Genomic DNA, 25,563 nt, shown 5'->3' with positions numbered 1-25,563 from the left:
GAGGAAAATCTATGGCATATAGAGATAATACAAAGGTTGTACATATAGGAGACAGGGTGATCGGTGGAGGAAACCCAATCCTTATTCAGTCCATGACCAATACAAGGACTGAAGATGTAGAGGGAACGGTTGCTCAGATAAAAAGACTTGAGGAAGCAGGCTGCGATATTATCAGATGCACAGTTCCTAATATAGAGGCAGCTAAGGCTCTTGGAGAGATAAAGAAGCAGATACACATTCCACTTGTTGCAGATATCCATTTTGACTACAAGATGGCTATAGCTGCTATGGAAAATGGTGCTGACAAGATCAGAATTAATCCCGGAAACATCGGATCAAAGGAAAGAATCGCAGCAGTTGTCTCCTGTGCAAAGGAGAGAAATATTCCTATTCGCGTAGGTGTTAACAGCGGATCTCTTGAGAAGAATCTTGTTGAGAAGTACCATGGCGTAACTGCTGAAGGACTTGTTGAAAGCGCTATTGATAAGGTGGGTATCATCGAAGACCTTGGCTACGACAACATGGTAGTCAGCATCAAGTCATCTAACGTTATGCTCTGCGTAAAGGCACATGAACTCCTTGCAAAACAGTGCAAGTATCCTCTTCATGTAGGAATCACAGAGGCAGGAACTGTTTATGGAGGCAATATCAAGTCTTCTGTAGGACTTGGAATTATCTTAAATGAAGGCATTGGCGATACAATCAGAGTTTCTCTTTCAGGTGACCCTGTAGAAGAGATCAAGACAGCCAAGATGATTCTCAGAACTCTTGATATCAGAAAGGGAGGGATTGAAGTTGTATCCTGCCCAACCTGTGGAAGAACAAGGATTGATCTTATTGGTCTTGCTAATCAGGTAGAGACAATGGTTCAGAAGTATCCTCTTAACATCAAGGTTGCAGTTATGGGATGCGCAGTAAATGGCCCTGGAGAAGCAAAAGAGGCTGATATAGGAATTGCAGGCGGAGATGGCGAAGGCCTTCTTATCAAGCGAGGCGAGATTATCAAAAAAGTACCTGAAGATCAGCTGCTTGCTGTTCTTAAGGAAGAACTTGACGCTTGGCCTTCTAATGACTGATAGGCAATATATAGTCTGGTTCGAACGTGTTCTGGCGAGGTAGTTTTATTTAGGAGTTTTAATGGGGAAGAAGTTTTTCGAGGTTTTTCCTGGTCTTAAGCTTGATGACCGCACTCAGGAGATTATGGAACAAACTGAGGTTGTTAAGGTCTCAACCACAAGGAAACAGGATTTTATCAGAATATATATATCCAGTAATGCCCTTATTGACAAGACAGATATTTACAAGACTGAAACTGGTATAAAAAAGCAGTTATTTAACGGACAGGATCTGACTATCAAAATCTATGAGAAGTTCAGCCTGTCTGCTCAGTATACACCACAGAATCTTTTTGATATCTACAGAGAGAGCATAGAGATGGAGTTAAAAGACTATGACCATATGGAGTATAGTCTTTTTCGTGCTGCCAATTTTGAATACCCAGATGACGGAAATGTGGTTATCCAGCTTGAAAACAGTGTAGTTGGCAAGAAAAAGGCTCCGGATCTTATCAGGGTTTTATCCAAGATCGTAAATGAGAGATGCGGTCTTTCTGTGAATATTTCTCCTGAATTTGTAGATACAGAGAAGGAGACAAAAGAGCCTGATTATACTGATGAATCAGTTAAAATGGCCAAGAAGCTTGAGGACTTTGAGCAGAAGTCTGAAGAAAAGAAAAAGCGGGCTGCTGAGAAGAAGGCAGAAAAGGCTGCTGAAGAAAAAAATCAGAAAAATGAGGAACCTCAAAAGAGTGCAGCAGAAGGGGCAAAGGCTGGATTTTCAAAAGGTAAGTGGACTCCAAAGAGAGACTTTGGCGGCAGCTACAAGCGAAGTGACAACCCTGATGTTGTATTCGGACGCGACTTTGATGATGAAACCATGAAGCTTTCTGACCTTATAGGAGAGCTTGGTGAAGTTACAGTTCACGGTAAGGTTACTGCTTATGATCAGAGAGATATCAGAAATGAAAAGAGTATCATGATCTTTGACATAACTGATTTTACAGACTCTATCACTGTAAAGATGTTTGTAAAGACAGAGGATGTTCCTGACATCACAAAGGATATTAAACCCGGAGCTTTCCTTAAGATCAAAGGTATCGCTGCTGTTGATAAGTTCGATCATGAGCTGTCTCTACAGTCTATTGTGGGAGTAAAAAAGATTCCTGATTTTACTACGAAGAGAGTAGACAGGGCAGAAGTAAAAAGAGTAGAACTTCATTGCCATACCAAGATGAGTGATATGGATGGCGTTTCTGAAGTTAAGGATATAGTTAAACAGGCCTATAAATGGGGAATGCCAGGTATTGCCATAACAGACCACGGCGTTGTTCAGGCTCTTACAGATGCTAACCATGTCTGGGAAGACCTCTTTAACGATGAGAAAAAGAGGAGAAAAGAAGCCGGTGAGCCACCTATCGAGAGACAGGATTTCTTTAAACTGATCCTGGGAGTAGAGGCATATCTTGTTGACGACCTTAAGGAAATTGTTGTAAATGACAAGGGACAGCCACTTCGAGATACAACCTTTGTTGTATTCGATATTGAGACTACAGGTTTTTCTCCTATAAAAAACAAGATTATTGAGATCGGTGCCGTAAAGGTAAGAAATGGGGAGATAATTGAGAGATTCTCTGAATTCATAAATCCTCAGGTGCCAATTCCTTATAGAATTGAGAAACTTACAAGTATCACAGATGAAATGGTAATGGATGCTCCAACAAGGGAAGTCATCATTCCTAAGTTTGTGGAGTTTTGTAAGGATGCAGTCTTAGTAGGACATAACGTTGGATTTGATATAAGCTTTATAAATCAGAACTGCCTTGAACTTGGCATTCCTGCTGATTATACAACTGTTGATACTTTATGGTTGTCAAGATATTTCTTCCCGCTTCAGGCTAAGCATACACTTGATGCCGTTGCCAAGACTTTGGGAGTTGTGCTTGAGCACCATCACAGAGCTGTTGATGATGCTGAGTGTACTGCGCTTATTTTTAACAAGTTCCTTCCAATGCTTGAGGAACAAAAGGCAGTAACTCTTACCGATGTAAATGTTCTTGGAAAGCCAACCAAGGAAATGATAAGACATCTTCGTCCTAATCACTGTATTATCCTTGCCAAGAATACATTGGGAAGAGTTAACCTTTATACCCTTGTCAGCGAGTCCCATATTGACTACTTTAGAAGATTTCCTCTTATTCCAAAGAGCGAGCTTTTAAAACACAGAGAGGGACTTATCATAGGAAGTGCATGCTGTGCCGGAGAGCTTTACGGTGCAGTAGTAGAGGGGAGACCTCCGGAAGAAATAGCAAGAATTGTGGATTTCTATGATTATTTGGAAATCCAGCCTGTGGGTAACAACCATTTCATGGTGGATTCAGAGCGATATGAAGACATCAACAGTGATGACGATATAAGAGAGATCAACAAAGAAATAGTTAAGCTCGGCGAGCAGTTCAACAAACCTGTTGTTGCTACCTGCGACGCCCATTTCTTAAATCCTGAGGATGAGATATACAGAACGATCATCATGGCCGGAAAGGGTATGAATGATGAAGAGCCTGCACCTCTTTTCCTAAGGACTACTGACGAGATGATGGAGGAATTTGACTATCTCGGTGGCGATAAGGCAAAAGAAATTGTTATAGATAATACCAGGAAGATTCTTGATATGTGCGAGAGCATATCGCCTGTGCGACCTGATAAGTGTCCCCCTGTCATTGAAAACAGTGATGAGATCCTTACTAAGATCTGTTACGACAAGGCTCATGAAATCTATGGAGAAAACCTTCCTGAAATAGTTCAGGAGCGACTTGAGAGAGAGCTTAACTCAATTATAAAGAATGGTTTCGCGGTTATGTATATCATCGCCCAGAAGCTTGTTTGGAAGTCCAATGAAGATGGATACCTGGTTGGCTCCAGGGGATCTGTAGGTTCCTCTTTTGTCGCATTTACATCAGGTATTACGGAAGTTAATTCACTTAGTCCGCACTATGTGTGCCCTAAGTGTAAATACAGTGACTTTGATTCTGAAGAAGTACTTAAGTATGGCGGTAATTCGGGCTGTGATATGCCTGATAAGAGATGCCCTAAGTGCGGAGCCATGATGAACAAGGATGGATTTGATATTCCTTTCGAGACATTCCTTGGATTTAAGGGTGATAAGGAGCCTGATATTGACCTTAACTTCTCTGGTGAGTATCAGTCTAAAGCTCATAAGTATACTGAAGTTATTTTTGGTTACGGACAGACTTTCAGAGCGGGAACGATAGCTTCTCTTGCGGATAAGACAGCTTATGGTTTTGTAAAAAAATATTACGACGGAATCGGAGCCAGCAAGAGAAAATGTGAGATCAACAGAATTGTTCAGGGCTGTACCGGTATAAGGCGAGGAACAGGTCAGCATCCCGGTGGAATCATAGTTTTGCCTGTGGGTGAGGATATTAACTCTTTCTGTCCTGTACAGCATCCGGCCAATGATATGACAACAGCAACCATTACGACGCATTATGATTATCACTCCATTGACCACAACCTGTTAAAGCTTGATATTCTCGGACACGATGATCCTACCATGATCAGATTCCTGCAGGATTGTACAGGTCTTGATCCCAAGACTGTGCCACTTGATGATAAAAATGTTATGAGCCTTTTCATGAACACTACGGCTCTTAATATCACTCCTGATCAGATTGGTGGAACAAAGCTTGGATGCCTTGGACTTCCTGAGTTTGGTACAGACTTTGCCATGCAGATGGTTATTGATGCGGGACCATCATCATTGTCCCACCTTATAAGAATTTCAGGTCTGTCACACGGTACTGACGTTTGGCTTGGTAACGCGCAGACTCTTATTCAGGAAGGTAAGGCGACCATTGATACCTGCATCTGTTGTCGAGATGATATTATGATTTACCTGATCCAGAAGGGACTTGATAAGTCAGAATCCTTCAAGATCATGGAGGCTGTTCGTAAAGGAAAGGTTGCCAAGGGAAAAGAGAGCAACTGGGCTGACTGGAAGAAGGATATGACAGATCACGGTGTTCCTGACTGGTATATCTGGTCCTGTGAAAAGATAAAATACATGTTCCCTAAGGCTCATGCTGCAGCCTACGTTATGATGGCCTGGAGAATTGCATATTTCAAAGTATATGTTCCGCAGGCTTTCTATGCTGCCTGGTTTAGTATCAGAGCAAAGGCCTTTAACTACGAGCATATGTGCCTGGGTGAGAATCACTTAAGGGCTATCATGCGTGAGTACAACAATAAGAAGGATGAACTCACAAATGCACAGCAGGCTGAGTATGGTGATATGAGACTTGTAGAGGAAATGTATGAGCGTGGAATTGAATTCCTTCCCATAGATATCTTTAAGGTTAAGTCCAGAGACTTCCAGGTTATCGGAGATAAGATCATGCCAGCGCTTACAAGTATCGATGGCATGGGTGAGAAAGCTGCTGACCAGATTGTGGAAGCGGCCAAAGATGGTCCTTTCCTTTCAAAGGATGATTTTAAGCAAAGGACCAAGTGCCCGCAAACTGTACTTGAAAAGATGTCAGACATGGGACTTTTGGGAGATATTCCGGATTCCAATCAGATCAGTATTTTTGACCTGATGAAGGGATGATTACAAAAGTGTTATTTAATAGTCATTTAACTGTAATAAAAATAAATTATTATAGTAGAAAATGACTAGGAGGAGAAAAATAATGGAAACAAATGACAATGTGGAAAAGAAGGGCAATATGTTTGCCAGGATTATGTTTGGGGCATTTCTTGTTCTGATCTTTTTGGTAAAAAGAGTTGATGTTGCGGCTATAGGTCCGGAGGATACTTCTATAGGGCTTTCTCATATCAACGGCTTTATACATGAGTTTTTTGGAATCAACATGGTATGGTATAAGCTCACAGAGCTTTTTGGAGTTCTTGCTATTTTAGTTGTTGCAGTTTTTGCCTGCCTTGGAATGATCCAGCTCATCAAGGGAAAGAGCATAGCTAAGGTTGACAGAGAAATTCTCTGTCTTGGCGGACTCTATGCAGTTGTTCTTGTCACATATGCTTTTTTTGAAAAAGTCATTGTGAACTACAGACCTATAATTGAAGAAGGAGCTGAGCATGTTGAGGCATCTTTCCCATCTTCACATACAATGCTTATCGTTACAATATTTGGAACTTTGATGTATGTTCTTCCAAAGTATCTTAAGAACGAAAAAGCTGTTAAAGTATGTAAGATTGTATGCCTTGTGATCATAGCGCTGACTGTGATCGGACGACTTGTTTGCGGTGTTCACTGGTTTACGGATATCCTTGGAGGATGTCTTATTAGCCTTTGCTACATAAGTTTGTTTGCTGAGGCATTTGGCAAAATAGTTGAAAATAAATAAGCGTTTACTCAAATCAAATTGTGCTTGAATTAATAAAAGAAAGCTGATATATTTTCATTGTTTTGTTTTTATGTGAAGTGGGTTTTATTTTTAGAAAAGGTTTTTAATGAATAATAAGGAAGTTACGGTTGAGTATCTGCTGGATAATCCACAGGAGATAAAATTTGCATATCAACCAATTTTTAGGATTTCGGATAATTCGATCTATGGCTATGAGGCGCTGATGAGGCCACAGCCTTTCACACCTGTTGAGTTTATCAAGGCTGTAGCAGGTATGGACAGGCTCTTTCAGATAGAAGAAATAACAAATTATTACGGAACAAAACATTTCATGGAGGCGGGGCTTGAAGGTAAGCTTTTCATGAATTCTTTTCCGTCAGTGTGCATGAGGATAGAGCAGACCAAACAGGTTGCAGCGCTTGGCGGCGAAAAAATGATGAATCGCCTGGTATATGAAATGCTTGAGTATACTAAACTCGAAAAATATGCCTGGGAGATGAAAAAGGTTGCTTTTAATATAGAGGGAGCGACTCCATTGATCGCCATAGATGATTTCGGAACTGGCAGCAACATAGACAAGGAGTGTCTTGACTTTTACAGACCTGATCTTGTTAAGATCGATAGGAAATTTGTATCCGGTGTGGACAAGGATTTTAACAAGCAGCATATTGTAAAAGAAATAATTGAGGAACTAAGGGCGAGAGATATTATTATTCTTGCAGAAGGAATTGAGACTCAGGGAGAACTTAATTTCTTTAAGAGTATGAAAATTGACCTTGCTCAAGGGTACTTTTTAGGTGAACCTAAGATTTATTGATCTTAGGTTCTTTTATAAAGTATCTATGTGTCTTTGGAAACAGGATAATAAAAGCATTTTTATAGTAGGAGAATAGCAGATATGAAAATTGTTGTAGCAGATACAGACAGCGTGGGATCAGATATGGACTACACACTCTTTGATGATCTTGGAGAGTGTACATATTATGATGATAAGATAACTGATGAAAATGCAGCAGAAAGACTTGCAGGAGCCAAGGTGCTTATGATCAATAAAAGTGCAATATCAGACAAGATTCTTGATGCGGCTCCGGATCTTGAACTTATCTGTGAGTTTGCTACAGGATTTGATAATGCCAATATTGAAGCCTGCAACAGGCATGGTGTAAAGGTAGCTAACGTGGTTGGTTATTCAACTATGTCAGTAGCACAGCATACTTTTTCACTTCTTTTTTATCTGATGGAGAACTCCAGACACTATGATGAGTTCGTTAAGAGTGGAAAATACGCTAACCAGTCTCATTTTTGCTGCCTTGATATTCCCTTTAATGAACTTGATGGAAAAACCTATGGAATAGTAGGAATGGGAAACATCGGCAGAAAGGTTGCTGAGATAGCAACTGCTTTTGGGGCAAAGGTTATTTTCTATTCTGCTTCTGGAAAGAGCACATGTACAGATTATGAGAGAGTTGAGTTTGATGAACTCTTATCCCGTTCAGATGTTATATCATTGCATTGTCCGCTTACAGACAGAACCAGAAATCTCTTTGATAAAAATGCTTTTGATAAGATGAAGAAAAACGCTATCCTTATAAATGTAGCAAGAGGTGCAGTGGTAAGTGAGCAGGATCTTTATGATGCTCTTACAGAGGGTAAGATTGCTGCAGCAGGTCTTGATGTATTAAATCCTGAACCCATGGCAAAAGATTCTCCACTTCTTAAGATACAGGACAGTGGAAAACTATTTGTAACACCTCACATGGCGTGGGCAAGTACTGAGGCAAGAAAGAGATGCCTTGAAGAGGTGAAGAAAAACGTAGTAGCCTGGCAAAATGGCCAGATGAGAAACATAGTTAACCCTTAAAGTAAATAGTTAACAAATCATCGATATAACGATTTTTAAATTTTTTTTAAAAAAGTGCTTGCATTTTTATTTGCAATAAGATATTATAAACAAGTCGCCGCGATACGGCGGCGACAAAATAAACTGATAAGCCTCGTTGGTCAAGCGGTTAAGACGCTGCCCTCTCACGGCAGAATCAGCGGTTCGATTCCGCTACGAGGTATTGACTGTTTATAACAGCCCAACCCGAATCCCAGATTGCTTTGCAACCTGGGAATTTTTGTGCATATCCTTGACGAAATGCCGTTTTTGTGATATGGTCAACATGGTAATTGTAAGTGGGCTTGAAGAAAGCCCACTTTCTTTATGTAATAATGCGCATGGTAACCATCGGGTTGTACCATGGCATGCAAAGAGGAAAATGAATGAAGAAAAACGAGATCGAAGCAAAAGTAGAGGAAATGCTTGTACCTATTGCTAAGGCAAATGAAGTCAGCATCTACGATGTAGAGTACGTTAAGGAAGCCGGTGAATGGTACCTTAGAGCGTATATCGACAGAGAGGGCGGCGTAGACATCAATAAATGCGTTGATGTAAGTCATGCGCTTTCGGATGCTCTTGATGCAGATGACTTTATTGAGGATGCTTATACCTTGGAGGTTTCAAGTCCGGGACTTGGCAGACAGCTCAAAAAGGACAGACACTTTGAGAACAGCCTTGGACAGGATGTTGAGCTTAAACTTTTTAAAGCACGTGATGGTGTTAAAGAGTTTGCCGGTACACTTAAAGGTTATGACAGCGACAGTGTTACCGTGACAATAAATGATAAAGATGAGATTTTTTCCAGAAAAGAGATATCAGTGATTAAGCTTGCACTGGATTTTTGATCCAGGCGGAAAAAGGAGATTACGATGAGTAAAGAATTAATGGATGCCCTTGACCTTTTAGAGAAGGAGAAGAACATCAGCAAAGATTCTCTGTTTGATGCAATTGAGAATTCACTTATCACAGCCTGCAAGAACAATTTTGGCAAGGCTGAAAATATCAGAGTAGAGGTAGACAGAAACAACTGCGACTTCAAATGCTATGCCGATAAAGAAGTAGTCGAGCTTGCAGATGATGTTATGGATCTACAGCTTGAGATCTGCCTTGATGATGCAAAGAAGATAACAAAAAAGGCAAAGATTGGTGATATAGTTGCAGTTCCTCTTAATTCTAAGGAATTTGGACGTATCGCTACTCAGAACGCCAAGAATGTTATCCTTCAGAAAATCCGTGAGGAAGAGCGCGGTGCTATCTACAATGAGTATTTTGAGAAAGAGCATGACATTGTAACAGGTGTTGTTCAGAGATTCATTGGAAGAAATGTAAGCATCAACCTTGGACGTGCAGATGCAATTCTTAACGAGAATGAGCAGGTTAAGGGTGAGGTATATAGACCAACATCACGTATCAGAGTATACGTACTTGAAGTTAAGAACGGATCAAAGGGACCAAGAATTCTTGTATCAAGAACTCACCCTGATCTTGTAAAGAGACTTTTTGAGCAGGAAGTTGCTGAAATCCAGGACGGAACTGTAGAGATCAAGTCAATTGCAAGAGAAGCAGGAAGCCGTACAAAGATCGCTGTTTATTCTAACAACCCTAATGTAGATGCTGTTGGTGCATGCGTAGGTGTAAACGGTGCAAGAGTTAACCTTATCGTAGATGAGCTTAACGGTGAAAAGATTGATGTCATCAACTGGGATGAAAACCCTGGAAATCTTATCCAGAATGCTCTTTCACCAGCTAAGATCGTAGCAGTATTCGCTGATCCTGATGAGAAGAGCGCAAAGGTAGTTGTTCCTGATTACCAGCTCTCACTTGCAATTGGTAAGGAAGGTCAGAATGCAAGACTTGCTGCAAGACTTACAGGATACAAGATCGATATCAAGAGTGAGACACAGGCCAAGGATGCTCCTGGATTCCGTATGGAAGATTATCTTGATGATGAAGATTATGATGAGTACGAAGAAGGCGAGTATGAGGAAGGCGAAGTAGAAGCTTCCGATTCTGAAGTAGAGGAATAATATGCAGAAAAAGATTCCGATGAGAAAGTGCGTTGGATGCATGGAGATGAAGGAAAAGAAGGAGATGATCAGAGTCATCAAGTCTCCTGAAGGTGAAGTAAAGATTGATTTCACCGGGAAGGCTAATGGCAGAGGTGCTTATCTGTGCAGATCAGAGGAATGTCTGAAAAAAGCATTTAAGAATAAGGGCCTTGAAAGATCTCTTAAATCACCTGTTCCTGAAGACGAGCTTCAAAAGCTTAAAAAGGAGTTAAGCGAGATTGGATTCTAAAGAAAAGTTACTTGGTACGCTGGGGCTGTGTCAGAGAGCCGGCAAGCTAAAGAGCGGTGAATTTGCTGTTCTTGAAGCAATCCGGAAAAAGACAGCTGTCATGGTTATTGTAAGCAATGATGCCTCAGACAATACCAAAAAAGAATTTAATGATAAATGTAGTTATTATAAAGTTCCAATTTATTTCTATGGAAACATGGATGAGTTGGGACATGCAATAGGTAAGGACGTTCGAACGAGTTTGGCTATTACTGATGCGGGATTTGCCAAGACGCTCATAAAGAACTTACTTTCAGAAAAAAGTACGGAGGAAATGTGAATGGCAAAGATTAAAATATCCGAACTTGCAAATGAGCTTGGATGCGACGCAAAGGAGCTGATAAGTGTTTTGCAGGAGAAAGGCATAGAGGCAAAACGTTCGAACAGTTCAATAGAGGATGCTGATGCGGAGGTGGCTAGAAAACACTTCAAGGGTTCATCTAAAAAAGCAGATGAGGCCAAGACAGAAGAGAAAAAGGCACCTGCAAAAACAGAAGCTCCTAAGGCTGAGGCGCCTAAAGCAGATGCTGAAGCGCCAAAGAAAAAGAAGAAGATCATCATGGTTACAAATGCCGGCAACTCAAAAATGGGTGGCTATCACAATAACCAGGGTGGAAACAACAGCGGTGCTCAGAATAACAATAACAACAATCAGCGCCGTGATAACAGAGGTGGTTATGGCAATAACCAGAATAATGGTAACAACAGAAGAGGCACTTTTGCACAGTCTCAGAATGTATACCATCCAATTAAGCCATTGACTGCTCCTTCACAGCTTGAGAGCTATAACACTCCTGTAAATAAGAGTGTTAACCCAAAGCCGGCTCCTAAAAAGGAAGCAGCACCTGAAGTTCAGGAAAATAAGGTTGTTAAAGAGCAGCCGGTTCAGCAGGCAGCACCTGTTCGCAGCGAAGCTCCTAAGAAAGAAAATGCTGCACCTGTTCAGAATGAGAGACCTAGAGATAACAGGGATAACAGAGATAACAACAGAGATAATAACAGAGATAACAGAAATAATTCCGGAAGGAACGAGCGAGGCGACAGAAACGGCTTCCAGAATAGAAATAATGGACAGAATGGCGGATTCCGCAGAGATAATAATCAGGGCGGATTCGGTCAGCGCGGTGGCCGTGATGGTCAGATGAGCGGTGGACAGCCTGGCGGCAAGTTTGGCGGAAGAAACGATCGCAACGACAGAAATGACAGAAACGATAGAAATAACAAATTCGATAAGAACCAGAGAGGCTCATTTGCTGACGCAGCTCCTGTAAAGGACGGAGGAAACCACAGAGACGAAGAGAGACGTCGTATCGGTCAGGAGAAGGATAAGAGAAATAAGAAGGATCTTGCTTACGAACAGGAAGAGATGATGCCAAGAAGCAAGAGAGTTGGCAGATTCATTAAGCCTGAAGTTAAGAAGGTTGAGGAACCTGAAGAGCAGATCAAAGTTATTTCTATTCCTGAGAAGGTTTCTATCAAGGAACTTGCTGAGAAGATGAAGATGCAGCCTTCAGTTATCATCAAGAAGCTCTTTATGGCTGGACAGGTTTCTACTGTAAATACAGAGCTTACTTATGAAGAGGCTGAGAATATAGCAATCGAGTACGATATCATCTGTGAGAAGGAAGTTCCTGTAGACGTTATTGAAGAACTTCTTAAAGAGGATGAGGATGCACCTGAGACACTTAAGAAGAGACCACCTGTTGTCTGTGTAATGGGTCACGTTGACCACGGTAAAACATCACTTCTTGATGCAATCCGTAAGACAAGCGTAACTGACAGAGAGGCCGGCGGCATTACTCAGAGAATCGGTGCTTATACAGTATCTGTAAATGATCAGAAGATCACATTCCTTGATACCCCTGGTCATGAAGCATTCACAGCAATGCGTATGCGTGGTGCTAATTCTACAGATATCGCAGTACTTGTAGTAGCTGCTGATGACGGTGTAATGCCTCAGACAGTAGAAGCTATCAACCATGCTAAGGCAGCTGAAGTTGAGATCATCGTAGCTGTCAACAAGATTGATAAACCAAATGCAAATATTGATAAAGTTAAACAGGAAATGACAGAGTATGGTCTTATTTCTACAGATTGGGGCGGAACAACAGAGTTTGTTCCTGTATCAGCTAAATCTGGTGAGGGTATTGAAGACCTTCTTGAGACAATCATCCTTACAGCTGATATCTTAGAGCTTAAGGCTAATCCTGACAGAATGGCCAGAGGACTTGTTCTTGAGGCAAGACTTGATAAGGGTCGTGGTCCTGTTGCAAACGTTCTTGTTCAGAAGGGAACACTTCATGTTGGTGACTTCATTTCTGCAGGCGCAAGCTCAGGTAAGGTTCGTGCCATGGTTGATGATAAGGGCAATAAGCTTAAAGAAGCTCGTCCTTCACAGCCTGTTGAGATCCTTGGTCTTTCTGATGTTCCTAATGCAGGTGAAGTATTCCTTGGACATGAGACTGATAAGGAAGCTAAGCAGTATGCAAATACATACCTTCAGCAGCACAAGAAAGACCTTATCGAAGAGACAAAGGCTAAGATGTCTCTTGATGATCTTTACTCCAAGATTGAGGAAGGAAGACTTCAGGAACTTGATATTATCATCAAGGCTGACGTTCAGGGTAGCGTAGAAGCCCTTAAACAGAGTCTTCTTAAGCTCTCTAATGATGAAGTTGTTGTTAAGGTTATCCATGGTGGTGTTGGTGCCATCAACGAGTCAGATGTAACACTTGCTGCTGCATCTAACGCTATCATTATCGGATTTGACGTTCGTCCTGATGCTACAGCAAAGAGCATGGCTGAGCATGAAGGCGTTGAGATCAAGCTTTACAAGGTTATCTATCAGGCAATCGAAGAAATTGAATATGCTATGAAGGGTATGCTTGCTCCTGTCTATGAAGAAAGAGTTACAGGACATGCAGAAGTTCGTCAGATATTCAAGGCTTCCAAGATTGGTAATATCGCAGGTAGCTTCGTAAAAGATGGTATCATTAAGAAAGACTGCAAAGTTCGTATTTCAAGAGATGGCGAGCAGATCTTTGAAGGAGACCTTGCTTCACTTAAGAGATTTAAGGATGATGTTAAGGAAGTTAAGGAAGGCTTCGAGTGTGGTCTTGTATTTGATGGCTTCGACCAGATGCATGAAGGCGATATGGTAGAGGCTTATGAGATGGTAGAGGTACCTCGTCAATGAGAAAAAACAGTAATAAAAATAAAAGAATAAATGGCGAAGTAATGAAAGTTATTTCAGAAGCCATTCGTTATAGTAAAGATCCAAGAATCAGTCCATTTGTCTCCGTTATGGAAGTTGAAGTTGCTCCAGACCTTAAAACATGCAAGGTCTGGGTAACTGTAATGGGTGATGAAGAGGACAGACTTCGCACTCAGGAGGGACTTAAGAGTGCATCAGGTTATATCCGCAGCACTTTGGCAAAAGAGCTCAATATGAGATACACTCCAGAACTTAGATTCATTATGGACGACTCAATTGAGTATGCTATCAATATGTCCAAGAAGATTGATGAAGTTACAGCAAAGGACAATGAAGCAAGGGCAGCCCGCGGAGAAGAAGTAGAAGATTCTTTTGAGGACGAAGAAGATAACGAAGATTGATAGGAAAGAGTAGGTAGATATGAAGATAGATGAATTAATGCAAGGCGTAAAGACAGTAGGTATTAGTGGTCATATAAGGCCAGATGGGGACTGTGTTGGATCATGCATGGGAATGTATCTTTATCTATCCAAGAATTATCCTGATGCAAGGGTGGATGTTTTTCTTGAGAGTATTCCACCTGAACTTGAATTCATCAAAGATTCAGATAAGGCCAATAAAGACTACACAACAGATATTGACAGTTATGATCTGTTCATTGCCCTTGATTGTGGCAAGGATCGTCTTGGAAATGCAGAAGGCTTTTTTGATGCAGCTAAAAACACTGTAAATATCGATCATCACATCAGTAATCCGGGAACAGGCAATGTGAATTATATAGTTCCTACAGCAAGTAGTGCCTGCGAGCTGGTTTATACTGTGATCGATACTGATAAGATGGATGAAGATATTGCAAAATCTCTTTATACCGGAATGGTGACAGATACAGGTGTATTTAAGTATTCCTGCACTTCTCCAAGAACTATGGAGATAGCTGCAAAGCTTATCGGATACGGATTTGATTTTGGAAGTCTTATAGACCATGTATTCTATGAAAAGACATATCTTCAGAATCAGATTCTTGGTAGAGCGCTTCTCGAGAGTATTCTGCTGATGGATGGAAAGTGCATTGTATCAGTTGTTTCAAGACAGACAATGGATTTTTACGGTGCTACCAGCAATGACATGGATGGAATCGTTAATCAGATGCTTCTTACAATCGGTGTTGGTTGTTCAATATTCATGTATGAAGAGGAACCAATGACTTACAGGGTAAGCCTTCGCAGCGACGGAAGTGTAGATGTTTCGAAGGTTGCCAAGATTTTTGGCGGCGGCGGACATATGAGAGCTGCAGGTTGTACTGTCAATGGAACACAGCATGATGTTATAAATAACATTACAAAATATATTCAGCAACAGTTATAACAATATAGCCACAAGATATGAGATGTCTTGTGGCTAGTTTTGACTAAGAATGAGAATAAGAACATGAACAAATATAATGGCTTGATAAATATATATAAGGAGCCTGGCTTTACATCTAATGATGTGGTGGCTAAACTAAGAGGAATCCTTAAGCAAAAAAAGATTGGACATACCGGAACTCTTGATCCTGATGCTGTTGGTGTGCTGGTGGTGTGCCTCGGGACAGGTACAAAGCTTGTTGAGATGCTTACAGATCATGATAAAGAGTATATCGCGGTCTGCAGGCTTGGGGTTACAACTGATACACAGGATATGTCGGGAAATATTCTTAGAGAGCAACCTGTAAATGTAACAAAGGCTGAACTTCATGAGGCTGTTCAGGCTTTTGTTGGCGATTATGATCAGATTCCTCCCATGTATTCTGCTATAAAGCAGGATGGCAAAAAGCTCTATGAGCTTGCAAGAGAGGGAATTGAGGTCGAGAGAAAGCCAAGAAAGATCCATATTGGAGCAATAACTGTTCTTGATGATTCTCGTCTTGAAAGTGATCATATTTTTACCATTGAGGTTAAGTGCTCAAAGGGAACGTACATCAGAACTCTTTGCCATGATATTGGACAAAGGCTTGGTTGCGGGGCAGCTATGCAGCACCTTACAAGAACAAGAGTCGGAGCATTTAATCTTGAAACAGCTATAACACTGTCTCAGGTGGAGGAGATGCGCGATAATGGTACATTATCAGAGGCAATTCAGTCTCCTGAGTATATCTTTAGGGATTTGGATAAGATTCATGTAAAAGACAGCGCGAGGGTTCTTCTTGAAAATGGTAACAGCTTCAGAAAAGACAATATTTTAAATGAAGATCCAAACGGAGTTAATGATAAAGAATTCGAAAAAGAGATGTTTACAGATGGAAACATGATAAGGGTTTATGCGGAAGACGAAACTTTTTTTGGAATCTATAAATATGATGAGAGAACAAGGATGTTCAAAGTCGATAAATTCTTTTTCGAGAAATAATGATTTAATTGGTGGTGATTTGATTGGAAATAATAACCAGACTTGATGAACTGAATATAAATAGCAAAACTGCCATAGCAATGGGAAAGTTTGACGGTATCCATTTAGGACACAAAAAGCTTTTGGGGAAGATTCTTGAGCAGAAGCAGGATGGTCTTAAGGCCTGTGTGTTTACATTTGAACCTTCACCTGAGGAGTTCTTTGTTGGACACACGGTCAGACAGCTTTTTACCAGAAATGAAAAGAGACGTGCCTTTGAAAAACTGGGTATTGATATCCTGGTTGAATTTCCTCTTACAGAGGCTACAGCAGCCACGGATCCTGAGGATTTTGTAAGAGATATTCTTTGCGATGATCTGAAAGCTGTGTATATCGCTGCGGGGAGCGATGTATCTTTTGGCGATAAAGGAAGAGGAGATCAGCATCTGCTCAGAAACTTAAGCAAGGAACTTGGCTTTGAGCTTGATCTTATTGAGAAGGTTATGCTTGATGGAACAGAAGTCAGCTCTACAAGAGTCAGAAACGAAGTCGCAGACGGCAATATGGCTGAAGTAAAAAGACTTCTTGGAACAGAGTACAGCATAAGCGGAATTGTGGAGCATGGAAGACATATAGGTCACACAATAGGAGTTCCTACAGTCAACATCCTTCCTCCAAATAATAAGCTTCTTCCTCCATTTGGAGTATATTCAAGCATTGTGGTCATAGATGATAAGGAATATGCGGGCATGACCAATATTGGCAGGAAGCCGACAATTTCTGAAAAAGAAGCAGTTGGAGTTGAGACTTATATCTATGATTTTGATGAGGATGTATATGGTAAAGGCCTCACTGTAAGATTAAAAGAGTTTTTGAGACCTGAAATGAAGTTTGACAGTATTGAGAACCTTAAGCATCAGATTGAAAGTGATCTGAAAAGAGCTGCGAATTAAGATAAAGAAATGGGGAATTGGGACAGGCTAAGAGGAGAAGAGTATGGAGAATCTGCAAATTGCAACCAGTGCTGTAATACCTTTTATGGTGTACATTTTTCTGGGGATGATTGCCAAAAAAAGTGGCGCTGTAAAAGAGAGCTTTTTAAAGGAATTAAACGGGGTTGTATTTAAAGTTTTTTTCCCATTTATCATGTTTAACAACCTGTACGATGTGGACTTTAGCAGGCTGAGCAATGCGGGGTATGTAGCCTTTGCATTTGTGGCTACGCTGATAGTTATATTTGCCTGCTTTTTCATGGTTCCTCTTTTTGTAAAAGAAAACCCAAGGCGCGGAGTTGTGATGCAGGCGATTTTCAGGAGCAATTCGGTTCTTTTTGCCATTCCGCTTACTGAGAGCGTTTTTGGAAAAGAAGGAGCTGTAATGGCCAGCATCATGGTTGCATTTATTGTTCCTTTATACAATATTGCGTCAGTAGCTATTCTAGAGTATTTCAGAGGAGGCAGGGTTTCTTTTCCTGTACTTCTTAAGAACATACTGAAAAATCCGCTTATCATAGGCGCTATTGCAGGTGTTGCATTTAATATTCTTCCGGTGACCATGCCAACAAGCCTTGTAAAGCCTATAGCTGAGCTAAACAGCATGGCAACACCACTGTCGCTCTTTGTTCTTGGAGGAAGCCTCCATGCAGCAAATATGAAAAGAGATGTGATTCCGCTTTGCACAGGAATATCCCTAAAGCTTGTTATCATCCCAAGTATCATGGTGACTGCTATGTCCCTGGTGGGAATAAGCGGAGCAGAGCTATTCGTAGTATTTTGTATGTTTGCAACTCCTGTTGCTGCGGCTTCTTATCCAATGGCCCAGAGCATGGGCGGAGATGCAGATCTTGCCGGTGAATATGTCCTTGTTTCAACTCTTTTGTCAATTGTGACAATATTCTTCTGGATACTTATACTAAAGAGCTTTGGATTAATGTAAAAAATAAATGTCAAAAAACTAAATACTATCGGATTGGTGAAAATATACAATTATTATCCGTGGTTTATTGTGCATAAACACCAAGGCAAAAACCAAATATGTAATAAAAGGAGCAAAACATGACAAAATTGTTTTGCTTCTTTTTTTTGTGAGAATATAAGTTAACAAGATTAGGTTGAGAAAAGAGGCTAAGTATGTTTGAGATAGCGCGACTTACAGTTGAAGGTCTTGAGAACAATATTGTTACTGATCAGAGCAATCCTCATATTTCTTACAAAGTGGTATCAGATGGACAGAATGTGCATATTGCAAACTGTCATATTGTGGTGAGAGATGAAGCAGGCAAAACGATGTGGAAAACAGATACCACAGAGCAGATAGAAATATCATATGAAGGAGAAAGGCTGAAACCTTCTTCTGAATATACTGTGGACGTAGCAGTAAAGTCAGACACCGGGGAAGAAGCGTTTTCATCAATAAGATTCACAACAGGACTTATGACAGACAAGTGGCCGGGGAAATTTATTACTGATGGAAGCTATTCTTTTACGGAAAAGAAAGTATCTCCTGAGCCTATGACTTTCAGGAAAAAGATAAGGGCAGCAGGAAATGTTGTAAAGGCCTATGTGTATGCTACAGCCATGGGAATATATGAGATGTATTTTGATGGAGAAAAAGTTGGCAACAGATATTTTGCTCCCGGATTTACATCCTATAAAAAGAGACTACAGTATCAAACCTATGATGTAACTGAGTTTTTTAATCAGGGAAAAGAAATAAACGTAGATTTCACTGTATCGGGTGGCTGGGCAGTTGGCTCATTTATTTACAGCAGAAACAATAGATTTGCAGCAGACAGACAAGCCCTTTCAGCAATGTTTTATTTTGTCTATGACAACGGAGAGGCAGATCTGTTTGGAACGGATTCCTCATGGTTTGTAACAAGGCAGGGGAAGGTTAAAATGGCTGATCTCTATGATGGAGAAACCTTCGATAGCACGGTAAAGCTTGAGGAAAGTGCTTGGAGAAATGCCGAAGAAGAAAAGCTAAAATGCAATCCGCAAATAATAGCAGAGTGTGGAGCACCTGTTACAGAGCATGAAGTATTTTTACCCTTATCTGAAGATAAAAAAGGTGAAGAGATAATATATGACTTTGGTCAGAACTTTGCAGGAATTGTGCGATTCACAGTAAAGAATGCAAAGAAGGGCCAGATCATTGAGATAAGACACGCAGAGATCCTTAATCCTGACGGGACACTTAATACCAGCTTTTTAAGAAGTGCAAAAGCAACAGTTACATATATTTGTAGTGATGGAGAGCAGACATTTAGCCCGTCATTTACATACATGGGATTCAGGTATGTAGCAGTCAAAGGAGTAAAAAGAGAAGACTTTGAGATCAAGGCAATAGCTCTTTACTCAGATATGGCTGACAGAGGAAGTTTTGAATGCTCGGATGAGATGATAAATAAACTCCAGTCAAATATACGATGGTCAACAAAATCAAACTTTGTAGACATTCCAACAGATTGTCCGCAGAGAGATGAGAGAATGGGTTGGACAGGAGACATAGCTGTCTTTGGTACAACAGCTTGTTTTAACTTCGATACAGGAAGATTTTTGAAGAAATGGCTTGGAGATGTAAGAAGCGAGCAGCTTCCTACAGGAGGTCTGCCAAACACAGTTCCTTCAAATGGTTTTGGATTCCCTGTTACCATGCCAACTATGGCAATTGATTGGTGGGGAGATGCATGTGTCCTTGTTCCATGGGCTATATATATGTCAGATGGCGACATAAGTGTGCTAAAAGACAACTATGACATGATGAAAAAGTACGTTGGTGCATGCAGAAGATGGGCAGCAACCTTTAGCGTTGGCAAAAACAGATTTATCTGGCATACACCTTCTATATTCCACTTTGGAGACTGGGTTGCACCAGATGCACCTAAGATGCAGCAATGGCAGAAAAGAAGCAAATGGACAGCTACAGCAAGCTTATATAACACCAGCAGTATTCTTTCAAGAATAGCTGAAATTCTTGGATATGAAGAAGATGCCAGGGAGTATAAAAAACTTTCCGAAAGTGTGGCAGACGCCTATGAAAGCATTTTTACGGATGGCAACGGAAGGCTCAAGGAAGAGTTTCAGACTGCTTATGTACTTCCTATACAGTTTGGAATGTTTAGGAAAGAAAACAGGAAAAAAGCAGTGGATAACCTGGTTAAGCTCATAGAAAAGAGTGATTACTGTATAGGAACAGGATTTCCGGGAACACCATATATTCTTTTTGCTCTTGCAGATAATGGCAGATCAGATGTGGCTTACAAGATGCTCCTTAATTCAAAATGTCCAAGCTGGCTATACGAAGTAAGGACAGGAGCAACCACAATCTGGGAGAGATGGGATGGACTTGATGAAAACGGACAGTGTCCTATTGGAGACGATGGAACAGGAAACATGATCTCCTACAATCACTATGCATCAGGAGCTGTTGGGGATTTCCTGTACAAGAGAGTTGCAGGAATTGAGCCATTGGAAGCCGGATATAAAAAATTCAGGATAAAGCCTGTTCTTGGAGGAAATCTTACTTATGCGAAGGCAAAAATAGATACTTCTTATGGAGTGGTAAGTTCTGAATGGCATTTAGCAGATTCGGATTTTTCCATTGACATTGAGGTTCCTGTTGGATGCCAGTGTATTTTGGAACTTCCCGATGGAAAAACTTTAGAATACGGTAGTGGACGTTACAGCGCTACTGTAAAGTTATAAGCAAATGCGGAGGATGAAATGTTAAAGGAAATTGTTGAATCACCGGTACTGAAAACAAAAATAAAAAGTCCGGAAGTAAAACTTAATGAAAAAGCACTTGGATATCTGATCGGACCATTTTGCGCTCTGATATCAAATGCAATTTTTGGCTCATATCTAAATAGGTACTATTCCGATGTTATAGGATGGACAGACACAGCCAGATTCGGAACATTTTCAGGGCTTCTTCCTATTTTGTCAGTGATTTTGGTGATCATAGGAAATCTCTTTGTCGGAAGAGTCATGGATAACACCAGAACAAATCAGGGAAAGGCAAGACCGCTTCTTATTTTGTCAATGCCACTTATAGTGATTGCGATCATAACTCTTTTCATGGTTCCAAAGGATAGCTCACCTGTGCTTCAGATGATATGGATAGCAGTTTCATACAATCTGTATTATGCACTTGCTTATCCGTTTTACTACACAGCCCACAGCGCTTTGGTTTCACTTTCCACCAGAAACAGTGATGACAGAGGACAGCTTGCAACATTTTCAAATGCAGCCGGTGTGGCAGCAGTTGGAGTAGGAGCCAGCATACTTGTTCCAATCCTGTTGCAGAACTATCTTTTTGTTCCAAAGGCAGATGGCGGGATTGATGCTGCGGCAAGTTATAACAACTGGAAAGTAGTAATGCTTGTTTTGTGCGTTTCTACACTGATAGGAATAATTATTGAGTACTTTTTTACACGAGAGAGAATCACAGAGGAAACTTATGGACTTGAAGAAGGTTCAAAGAAGATACCTCTTTCACAGCAGATTGGTGTGTGTGTAAAAGAAAAGTACTGGTGGATCATTATTCTTTACTTCCTTTTGTTCCAATTCGGAGGTCTGGTAAAAAACGGATCCATGAACTACTACTGTACTTGGGTTTTTGAAGGTATAGACGGCGGAACAGCTATGGGACTTCTGGGAGCAATTGGTGGAATCCCTACTGCGATAGGAATGGTACTTGCATGGCCTATAGCAGGAAAGCTTGGAAAACAAAAAGCGGTAACGCTTGGCCTTTTGATATCGGTTATCGGAGGTCTTGTAAGTTTTATAAATGTACATAGTTTTATTATCGTTACTATTGGTGTGATTCTTAAAGGCATAGGATCTATTCCTGCAATGTATGTAACACTTGCACTTTTGGCAGATGTTCTTGATCATCTTGAAGCAAAAAACGGATTCAGATCTGACGGATTTACCATGGCTGTTTATGGGGCAATCATGGTAGGAATGACAGGACTTGGAAATGGTATTATCAATGTATTTTTAACAGCAGCGGGATATGATGCAACTTTATCAGTCCAGAATGCTTCTGTTCAGAACATGCTTGTTCTTTGTTACCTTGGTATCGAGCTTATCTGCTACGCAGTAATAGTAGTTCTTATGAGCTTTTTGAAGGTAGAAAGTCATATAGAAGAAGATCACAGGTTAATACGCGAACGTCAGGAAAAAGAAGGCGCAGCGTTAAACAAATAAGGGAGGTCAATATGAGTAAAGGCAAAAAAATATCGCTCTATAGGGGAATGTCAGCCACTGGAGCAGCACTTCTGGCACTTACTGTATCAGCTACATCTGTTGTAAATGATCACAGAACTGATATAGATAAGTTCCTTGGTACATCAAGTACCAAAATCGTAACAGATGGAGATGTGGATACATCAAATATGTACACATATACATCAGATTATTCCAATACAACTGAACTTGTTCAGGCTATTGCAGATGTTGGAGAAAGAATGAGTGAAGAAGGAAGTGTTCTTTTAAAGAACAATGGTGCACTTCCGCTTACATCTGACGAAACTAAAAAGGTAAGTCTTTTAGGATTTTCAAGTTATTACCCTGTTCAGGGTGGTGATATGGGTTCATCCCTTACACCAAATGTTGGCACAGATGCTGACACAGTTGATTTTGTTGGAGCTTTAAAAGCTAAGGGATTTGTCGTAAATACACAGCTTCAGGATATGTATGAGAAGCTCAAAGAGACGTTTAAGACAGAAGTTGAGACCTGGGGCGGTACATCAACATATTATACTATGACAGCACCGGCGATCGGAGCACAGTTTACAAGCAAAGAGCCTTCACAGGAAGCTTTAAATGGCGCAGATTCAACTTGGAAGGATTCTCTTGCAGAAAATAATGTAATGATCGTTACAATTGCCAGAAGTGGCAGTGAGAACAAGAACTACACACCTGGTCAGGATGGTGTTGATTCCTCTCAGAAACTTGGTCAGACTGATCCATTGGGACTTTCAGATGATGAGAGAAATCTGATCCAGGCTGCTATTGATGCAAAGAATGCAAATGGCGGTAAGGTAATAGTTCTTTTAAATAACTCAAGTGCAATGGAGGTGCAGGAGCTTCAGGATAATGAGGGTGTAGATGCAATCCTTCAGATTGGTCTTCCTGGCGGATATGGATTTTATGGAATCGCAGATATCTTAAGTGGTGAGGTTAACCCTTCAGGACATCTTACAGATACATATGCAGTAGTAGCTGCAAATTCACCTGCTGCTCAGAACTATGGTGACCTCAGATGGACAAATGCTGATGACACTCTTTATATCAACGATGCACTTGTTGAGGCAGAGGGTATCTACACTGGTTACAAGTACTATGAGACACGTTACGCAGATGTGGTTCTTGGTCAGGGCAATGCTAATGATACAGTTGGCAGCAGCACAGGCAGTGCATGGAACTACGATGACGAAGTAACATATACATTTGGTTATGGACTCTCATATACAACATTTGAGCAGACAATTGACAGCCTTGATGTAGATACTGCAAACAGAAAGGTTACAGCTCAGGTTACTGTTACAAATACAGGTGAAAGAGCTGGTAAGGATGCTGTTCAGCTCTATGTTTCTCTTCCATATACACAGTATGACATTGAACATGGAATTGAAAAGAGTGCGATCCAGCTTCTTGATTACGGCAAGACAAGCGTTCTTGAGCCAGGTGCTTCAGAAACTGTAACTATTGAAGCTGATATGGATTACATGACAAGCTGGGATAGCACAGCATCAAATGCTACAGGCACAACAGGTTGCTACATTCTTGATGAAGGTGACTATTACTTCACAGTTGGAAATGGCGCTCACGAAGCTCTTAATAACGTTCTTGCGGCACAGGGCAAGACTGTTGCTGATGGCATGACAGAAGATGGAAATGCTGAGAATGTAAAGGTTTGGACTTTATCAGAGTTTGATGGCTCTACATTTGCAACAACTAAAAACGGAACTCCTGTAGAAAACCAGCTTTCTGATATGGATCTTAATAACTGGCTTCCTGACACAGTAACATACCTTACAAGAAATGACTGGGCAGGAACATGGCCAAAGACATACGAAGGTCTTACAGCAACAGATGAGATGCTGGCAATCCTTGACAATGATACTTATGAGATCACAGCAAACGGCGATCCATCATCAGTAGTATTTGGCGCTGATAACGGACTTAAGCTTGCTGATCTTAAGGGAGTTACAGATATAAACGACGAGAGATGGGATCTTTTAATTGATCAGATCACTCTTTCAGAAGCAATGATCAGAACAGGTTTTGGTGGAACAAGTACAAAGACTATTGATTCTATTTCTTCTCCTGAAGTAATTCAGAATGATGGTGCAAACGGAATTTACTCATATCCACTTAGCCAGTATGCTAACACAGATACATCTTCAGATGATCCTTGTGCTATTGATGCAAATGATAAGAATGCAGGCTACAAGGCAGGTGTTATGGCAAATGCAACAGTTATTGCCCAGACATTTAACAAGAACCTTGCTTCTGAGTATGGCTCAGTAATGGGTAACTACTCACTTTGGTCAAACCTTACAATTTGGTGGGGAATATCAAACAACATCCACAGAGTTCCTTACAATGCTCGTAACCATGAGTATTATTCTGAGGATCCTGTACTTTCATCCTTCACTGGACTTGCTGAAGCAACTGCAGCTCAGAAGTATGGTGTGATCGTAGCTACAAAGCACCTTGCATTCAATGATACAGAAGTCAACAGAACCGGTGTTTCAGTATTTATGACAGAGCAAAAGGCTCGTGAGCAGGAACTTAGAGCAACTCAGGCTCCTATCGAGACAGGAAAAGTTCTCGGTGTAATGACAGCCTTCAACCGTGTAGGTATAACACCTGCTAATGCTCATGCAGGTCTTTTACAGAATATTCTTCATAATGAATGGGGATTCTACGGACTTATGTCTGAAGACTTTATTATGGATCCTACTTATGTAGTATTAAAAGAAGCTGTTCAGAATGGTGTAACAATGTCATGTAATACCGGTGACAACACAATGGATGCAGTATCTTCTACATATTCTTACTGGACACTTGATAATGTTTCCAAGGATGCAACTCTTATGCAGGCCCTGAAGGATTGCATGAAGATGCAGAACTATGCTATTGCTAATTCAAATGCTATGGATGGACTTGTTTCTAATTCCAGACTTGAAAGCGTAAGAACATGGTATGACAACCTTCTTACAGTACTTTCAATAATATTTGGACTTGTAGTAGTATGTGGAATTGGTTTGTATGCAAATACAGCCCGCAAAAAAGAGGACTGATAGGAGGCAGA

At 40.8% G+C, this 25,563-nt stretch carries 18 protein-coding genes and 1 tRNA gene; all 19 read left to right on the top strand.

Annotated features, from left to right (window positions below; translation table 11 throughout):
• The first annotated feature begins 11 nt into the window (after window positions 1–11).
• The 19 genes from ispG (at window position 12) to E7303_RS06840 (ending at window position 25,552) form a co-directional block, all read left to right on the top strand.
• Complete coding sequence (gene ispG, locus E7303_RS06925) at window positions 12–1,076, top strand: flavodoxin-dependent (E)-4-hydroxy-3-methylbut-2-enyl-diphosphate synthase (RefSeq protein ID WP_292144470.1); 1,065 nt, start codon at window positions 12–14, stop codon at window positions 1,074–1,076.
• A gap of 61 nt (window positions 1,077–1,137) precedes the next feature.
• Entirely contained in the window at window positions 1,138–5,682 is a 4,545-nt protein-coding gene (locus tag E7303_RS06920; protein ID WP_292144469.1) for a PolC-type DNA polymerase III, read from the top strand.
• 82 nt (window positions 5,683–5,764) lie between these two features.
• Window positions 5,765–6,439 carry a phosphatase PAP2 family protein gene (locus tag E7303_RS06915; protein WP_292144468.1) on the top strand — a complete coding sequence of 225 codons (675 nt, stop codon included), beginning with the start codon at window positions 5,765–5,767 and terminating at the stop codon, window positions 6,437–6,439.
• Window positions 6,440–6,545: 106 nt separating this feature from the next.
• Window positions 6,546–7,256: an EAL domain-containing protein gene (locus E7303_RS06910; RefSeq protein WP_292144466.1), complete on the top strand. Its 711-nt coding sequence runs from the start codon at window positions 6,546–6,548 to the stop codon at window positions 7,254–7,256.
• A gap of 81 nt (window positions 7,257–7,337) precedes the next feature.
• On the top strand, window positions 7,338–8,300 hold the full coding sequence (locus E7303_RS06905; RefSeq protein ID WP_292144465.1) for a D-2-hydroxyacid dehydrogenase: 963 nt from the start codon (window positions 7,338–7,340) through the stop codon (window positions 8,298–8,300).
• 130 nt (window positions 8,301–8,430) lie between these two features.
• A tRNA-Glu gene (locus E7303_RS06900) sits at window positions 8,431–8,502 on the top strand.
• A gap of 202 nt (window positions 8,503–8,704) precedes the next feature.
• Window positions 8,705–9,166, top strand: a complete 462-nt coding sequence (rimP, locus tag E7303_RS06895) for a ribosome maturation factor RimP (RefSeq protein WP_022775539.1) — start codon at window positions 8,705–8,707, stop codon at window positions 9,164–9,166.
• A 24-nt stretch (window positions 9,167–9,190) separates the two neighbouring features.
• Window positions 9,191–10,348, top strand: a complete 1,158-nt coding sequence (nusA, locus tag E7303_RS06890; protein ID WP_292144464.1) for a transcription termination factor NusA — start codon at window positions 9,191–9,193, stop codon at window positions 10,346–10,348.
• A gap of 1 nt (window position 10,349) precedes the next feature.
• Entirely contained in the window at window positions 10,350–10,619 is a 270-nt protein-coding gene (rnpM, locus tag E7303_RS06885) for an RNase P modulator RnpM (RefSeq protein ID WP_022775536.1), read from the top strand.
• A complete protein-coding gene (locus tag E7303_RS06880) occupies window positions 10,609–10,938 on the top strand; it encodes a L7Ae/L30e/S12e/Gadd45 family ribosomal protein (protein WP_292144463.1) in 330 nt (109 codons plus the stop codon). The genes rnpM and E7303_RS06880 overlap by 11 nt, the downstream gene beginning before the upstream one ends.
• Window positions 10,939–13,854 (top strand): translation initiation factor IF-2, encoded by a 2,916-nt coding sequence (gene infB, locus E7303_RS06875; protein WP_292144462.1) that lies wholly within the window; start codon window positions 10,939–10,941, stop codon window positions 13,852–13,854.
• A complete protein-coding gene (rbfA, locus tag E7303_RS06870) occupies window positions 13,851–14,273 on the top strand; it encodes a 30S ribosome-binding factor RbfA (protein WP_074886625.1) in 423 nt (140 codons plus the stop codon). The genes infB and rbfA overlap by 4 nt, the downstream gene beginning before the upstream one ends.
• 19 nt (window positions 14,274–14,292) lie before the next feature.
• Window positions 14,293–15,237, top strand: coding sequence for a DHH family phosphoesterase (locus E7303_RS06865; RefSeq protein WP_292144461.1), 945 nt, complete (start codon window positions 14,293–14,295; stop codon window positions 15,235–15,237).
• A 63-nt stretch (window positions 15,238–15,300) separates the two neighbouring features.
• Window positions 15,301–16,257 carry a tRNA pseudouridine(55) synthase TruB gene (gene truB, locus E7303_RS06860; protein ID WP_292144460.1) on the top strand — a complete coding sequence of 319 codons (957 nt, stop codon included), beginning with the start codon at window positions 15,301–15,303 and terminating at the stop codon, window positions 16,255–16,257.
• 23 nt (window positions 16,258–16,280) lie between these two features.
• A complete protein-coding gene (locus tag E7303_RS06855; protein WP_292144459.1) occupies window positions 16,281–17,189 on the top strand; it encodes a bifunctional riboflavin kinase/FAD synthetase in 909 nt (302 codons plus the stop codon).
• A gap of 43 nt (window positions 17,190–17,232) precedes the next feature.
• Entirely contained in the window at window positions 17,233–18,171 is a 939-nt protein-coding gene (locus tag E7303_RS06850; protein ID WP_292144458.1) for an AEC family transporter, read from the top strand.
• 194 nt (window positions 18,172–18,365) lie between these two features.
• Window positions 18,366–20,942, top strand: coding sequence for an alpha-L-rhamnosidase (locus E7303_RS06845; protein WP_292144457.1), 2,577 nt, complete (start codon window positions 18,366–18,368; stop codon window positions 20,940–20,942).
• A gap of 18 nt (window positions 20,943–20,960) precedes the next feature.
• A complete protein-coding gene (locus E7303_RS18015; RefSeq protein WP_330601638.1) occupies window positions 20,961–22,448 on the top strand; it encodes an MFS transporter in 1,488 nt (495 codons plus the stop codon).
• An 11-nt stretch (window positions 22,449–22,459) separates the two neighbouring features.
• Window positions 22,460–25,552, top strand: a complete 3,093-nt coding sequence (locus tag E7303_RS06840; protein ID WP_330601637.1) for a beta-glucosidase — start codon at window positions 22,460–22,462, stop codon at window positions 25,550–25,552.
• Window positions 25,553–25,563: the final 11 nt, after the last annotated feature.

The organism is Butyrivibrio sp. (assembly GCF_015056685.1).
Taxonomy (GTDB): domain Bacteria; phylum Bacillota; class Clostridia; order Lachnospirales; family Lachnospiraceae; genus Butyrivibrio.
The sequence above is the reverse complement of the archived record's forward strand: the minus strand, read 5'-3'. Positions and strand labels throughout refer to the sequence as shown.

Bases quoted from the DNA above. Each gene is read 5' to 3' on its own strand.
- E7303_RS06845 (WP_292144457.1), top strand. From the start codon at position 18,366: ATGTTTGAGATAGCGCGACTTACAGTTGAAGGTCTTGAGAACAATATT.
- E7303_RS06850 (WP_292144458.1), top strand. From the start codon at position 17,233: ATGGAGAATCTGCAAATTGCAACCAGTGCTGTAATACCTTTTATGGTG.
- rnpM (WP_022775536.1), top strand. From the start codon at position 10,350: ATGCAGAAAAAGATTCCGATGAGAAAGTGCGTTGGATGCATGGAGATG.
- rimP (WP_022775539.1), top strand. From the start codon at position 8,705: ATGAAGAAAAACGAGATCGAAGCAAAAGTAGAGGAAATGCTTGTACCT.
- E7303_RS06840 (WP_330601637.1), top strand. From the start codon at position 22,460: ATGAGTAAAGGCAAAAAAATATCGCTCTATAGGGGAATGTCAGCCACT.
- E7303_RS06865 (WP_292144461.1), top strand. From the start codon at position 14,293: ATGAAGATAGATGAATTAATGCAAGGCGTAAAGACAGTAGGTATTAGT.
- ispG (WP_292144470.1), top strand. From the start codon at position 12: ATGGCATATAGAGATAATACAAAGGTTGTACATATAGGAGACAGGGTG.
- E7303_RS06915 (WP_292144468.1), top strand. From the start codon at position 5,765: ATGGAAACAAATGACAATGTGGAAAAGAAGGGCAATATGTTTGCCAGG.
- E7303_RS06910 (WP_292144466.1), top strand. From the start codon at position 6,546: ATGAATAATAAGGAAGTTACGGTTGAGTATCTGCTGGATAATCCACAG.
- rbfA (WP_074886625.1), top strand. From the start codon at position 13,851: ATGAGAAAAAACAGTAATAAAAATAAAAGAATAAATGGCGAAGTAATG.
- E7303_RS18015 (WP_330601638.1), top strand. From the start codon at position 20,961: ATGTTAAAGGAAATTGTTGAATCACCGGTACTGAAAACAAAAATAAAA.
- E7303_RS06905 (WP_292144465.1), top strand. From the start codon at position 7,338: ATGAAAATTGTTGTAGCAGATACAGACAGCGTGGGATCAGATATGGAC.
- nusA (WP_292144464.1), top strand. From the start codon at position 9,191: ATGAGTAAAGAATTAATGGATGCCCTTGACCTTTTAGAGAAGGAGAAG.
- infB (WP_292144462.1), top strand. From the start codon at position 10,939: ATGGCAAAGATTAAAATATCCGAACTTGCAAATGAGCTTGGATGCGAC.
- truB (WP_292144460.1), top strand. From the start codon at position 15,301: ATGAACAAATATAATGGCTTGATAAATATATATAAGGAGCCTGGCTTT.
- E7303_RS06920 (WP_292144469.1), top strand. From the start codon at position 1,138: ATGGGGAAGAAGTTTTTCGAGGTTTTTCCTGGTCTTAAGCTTGATGAC.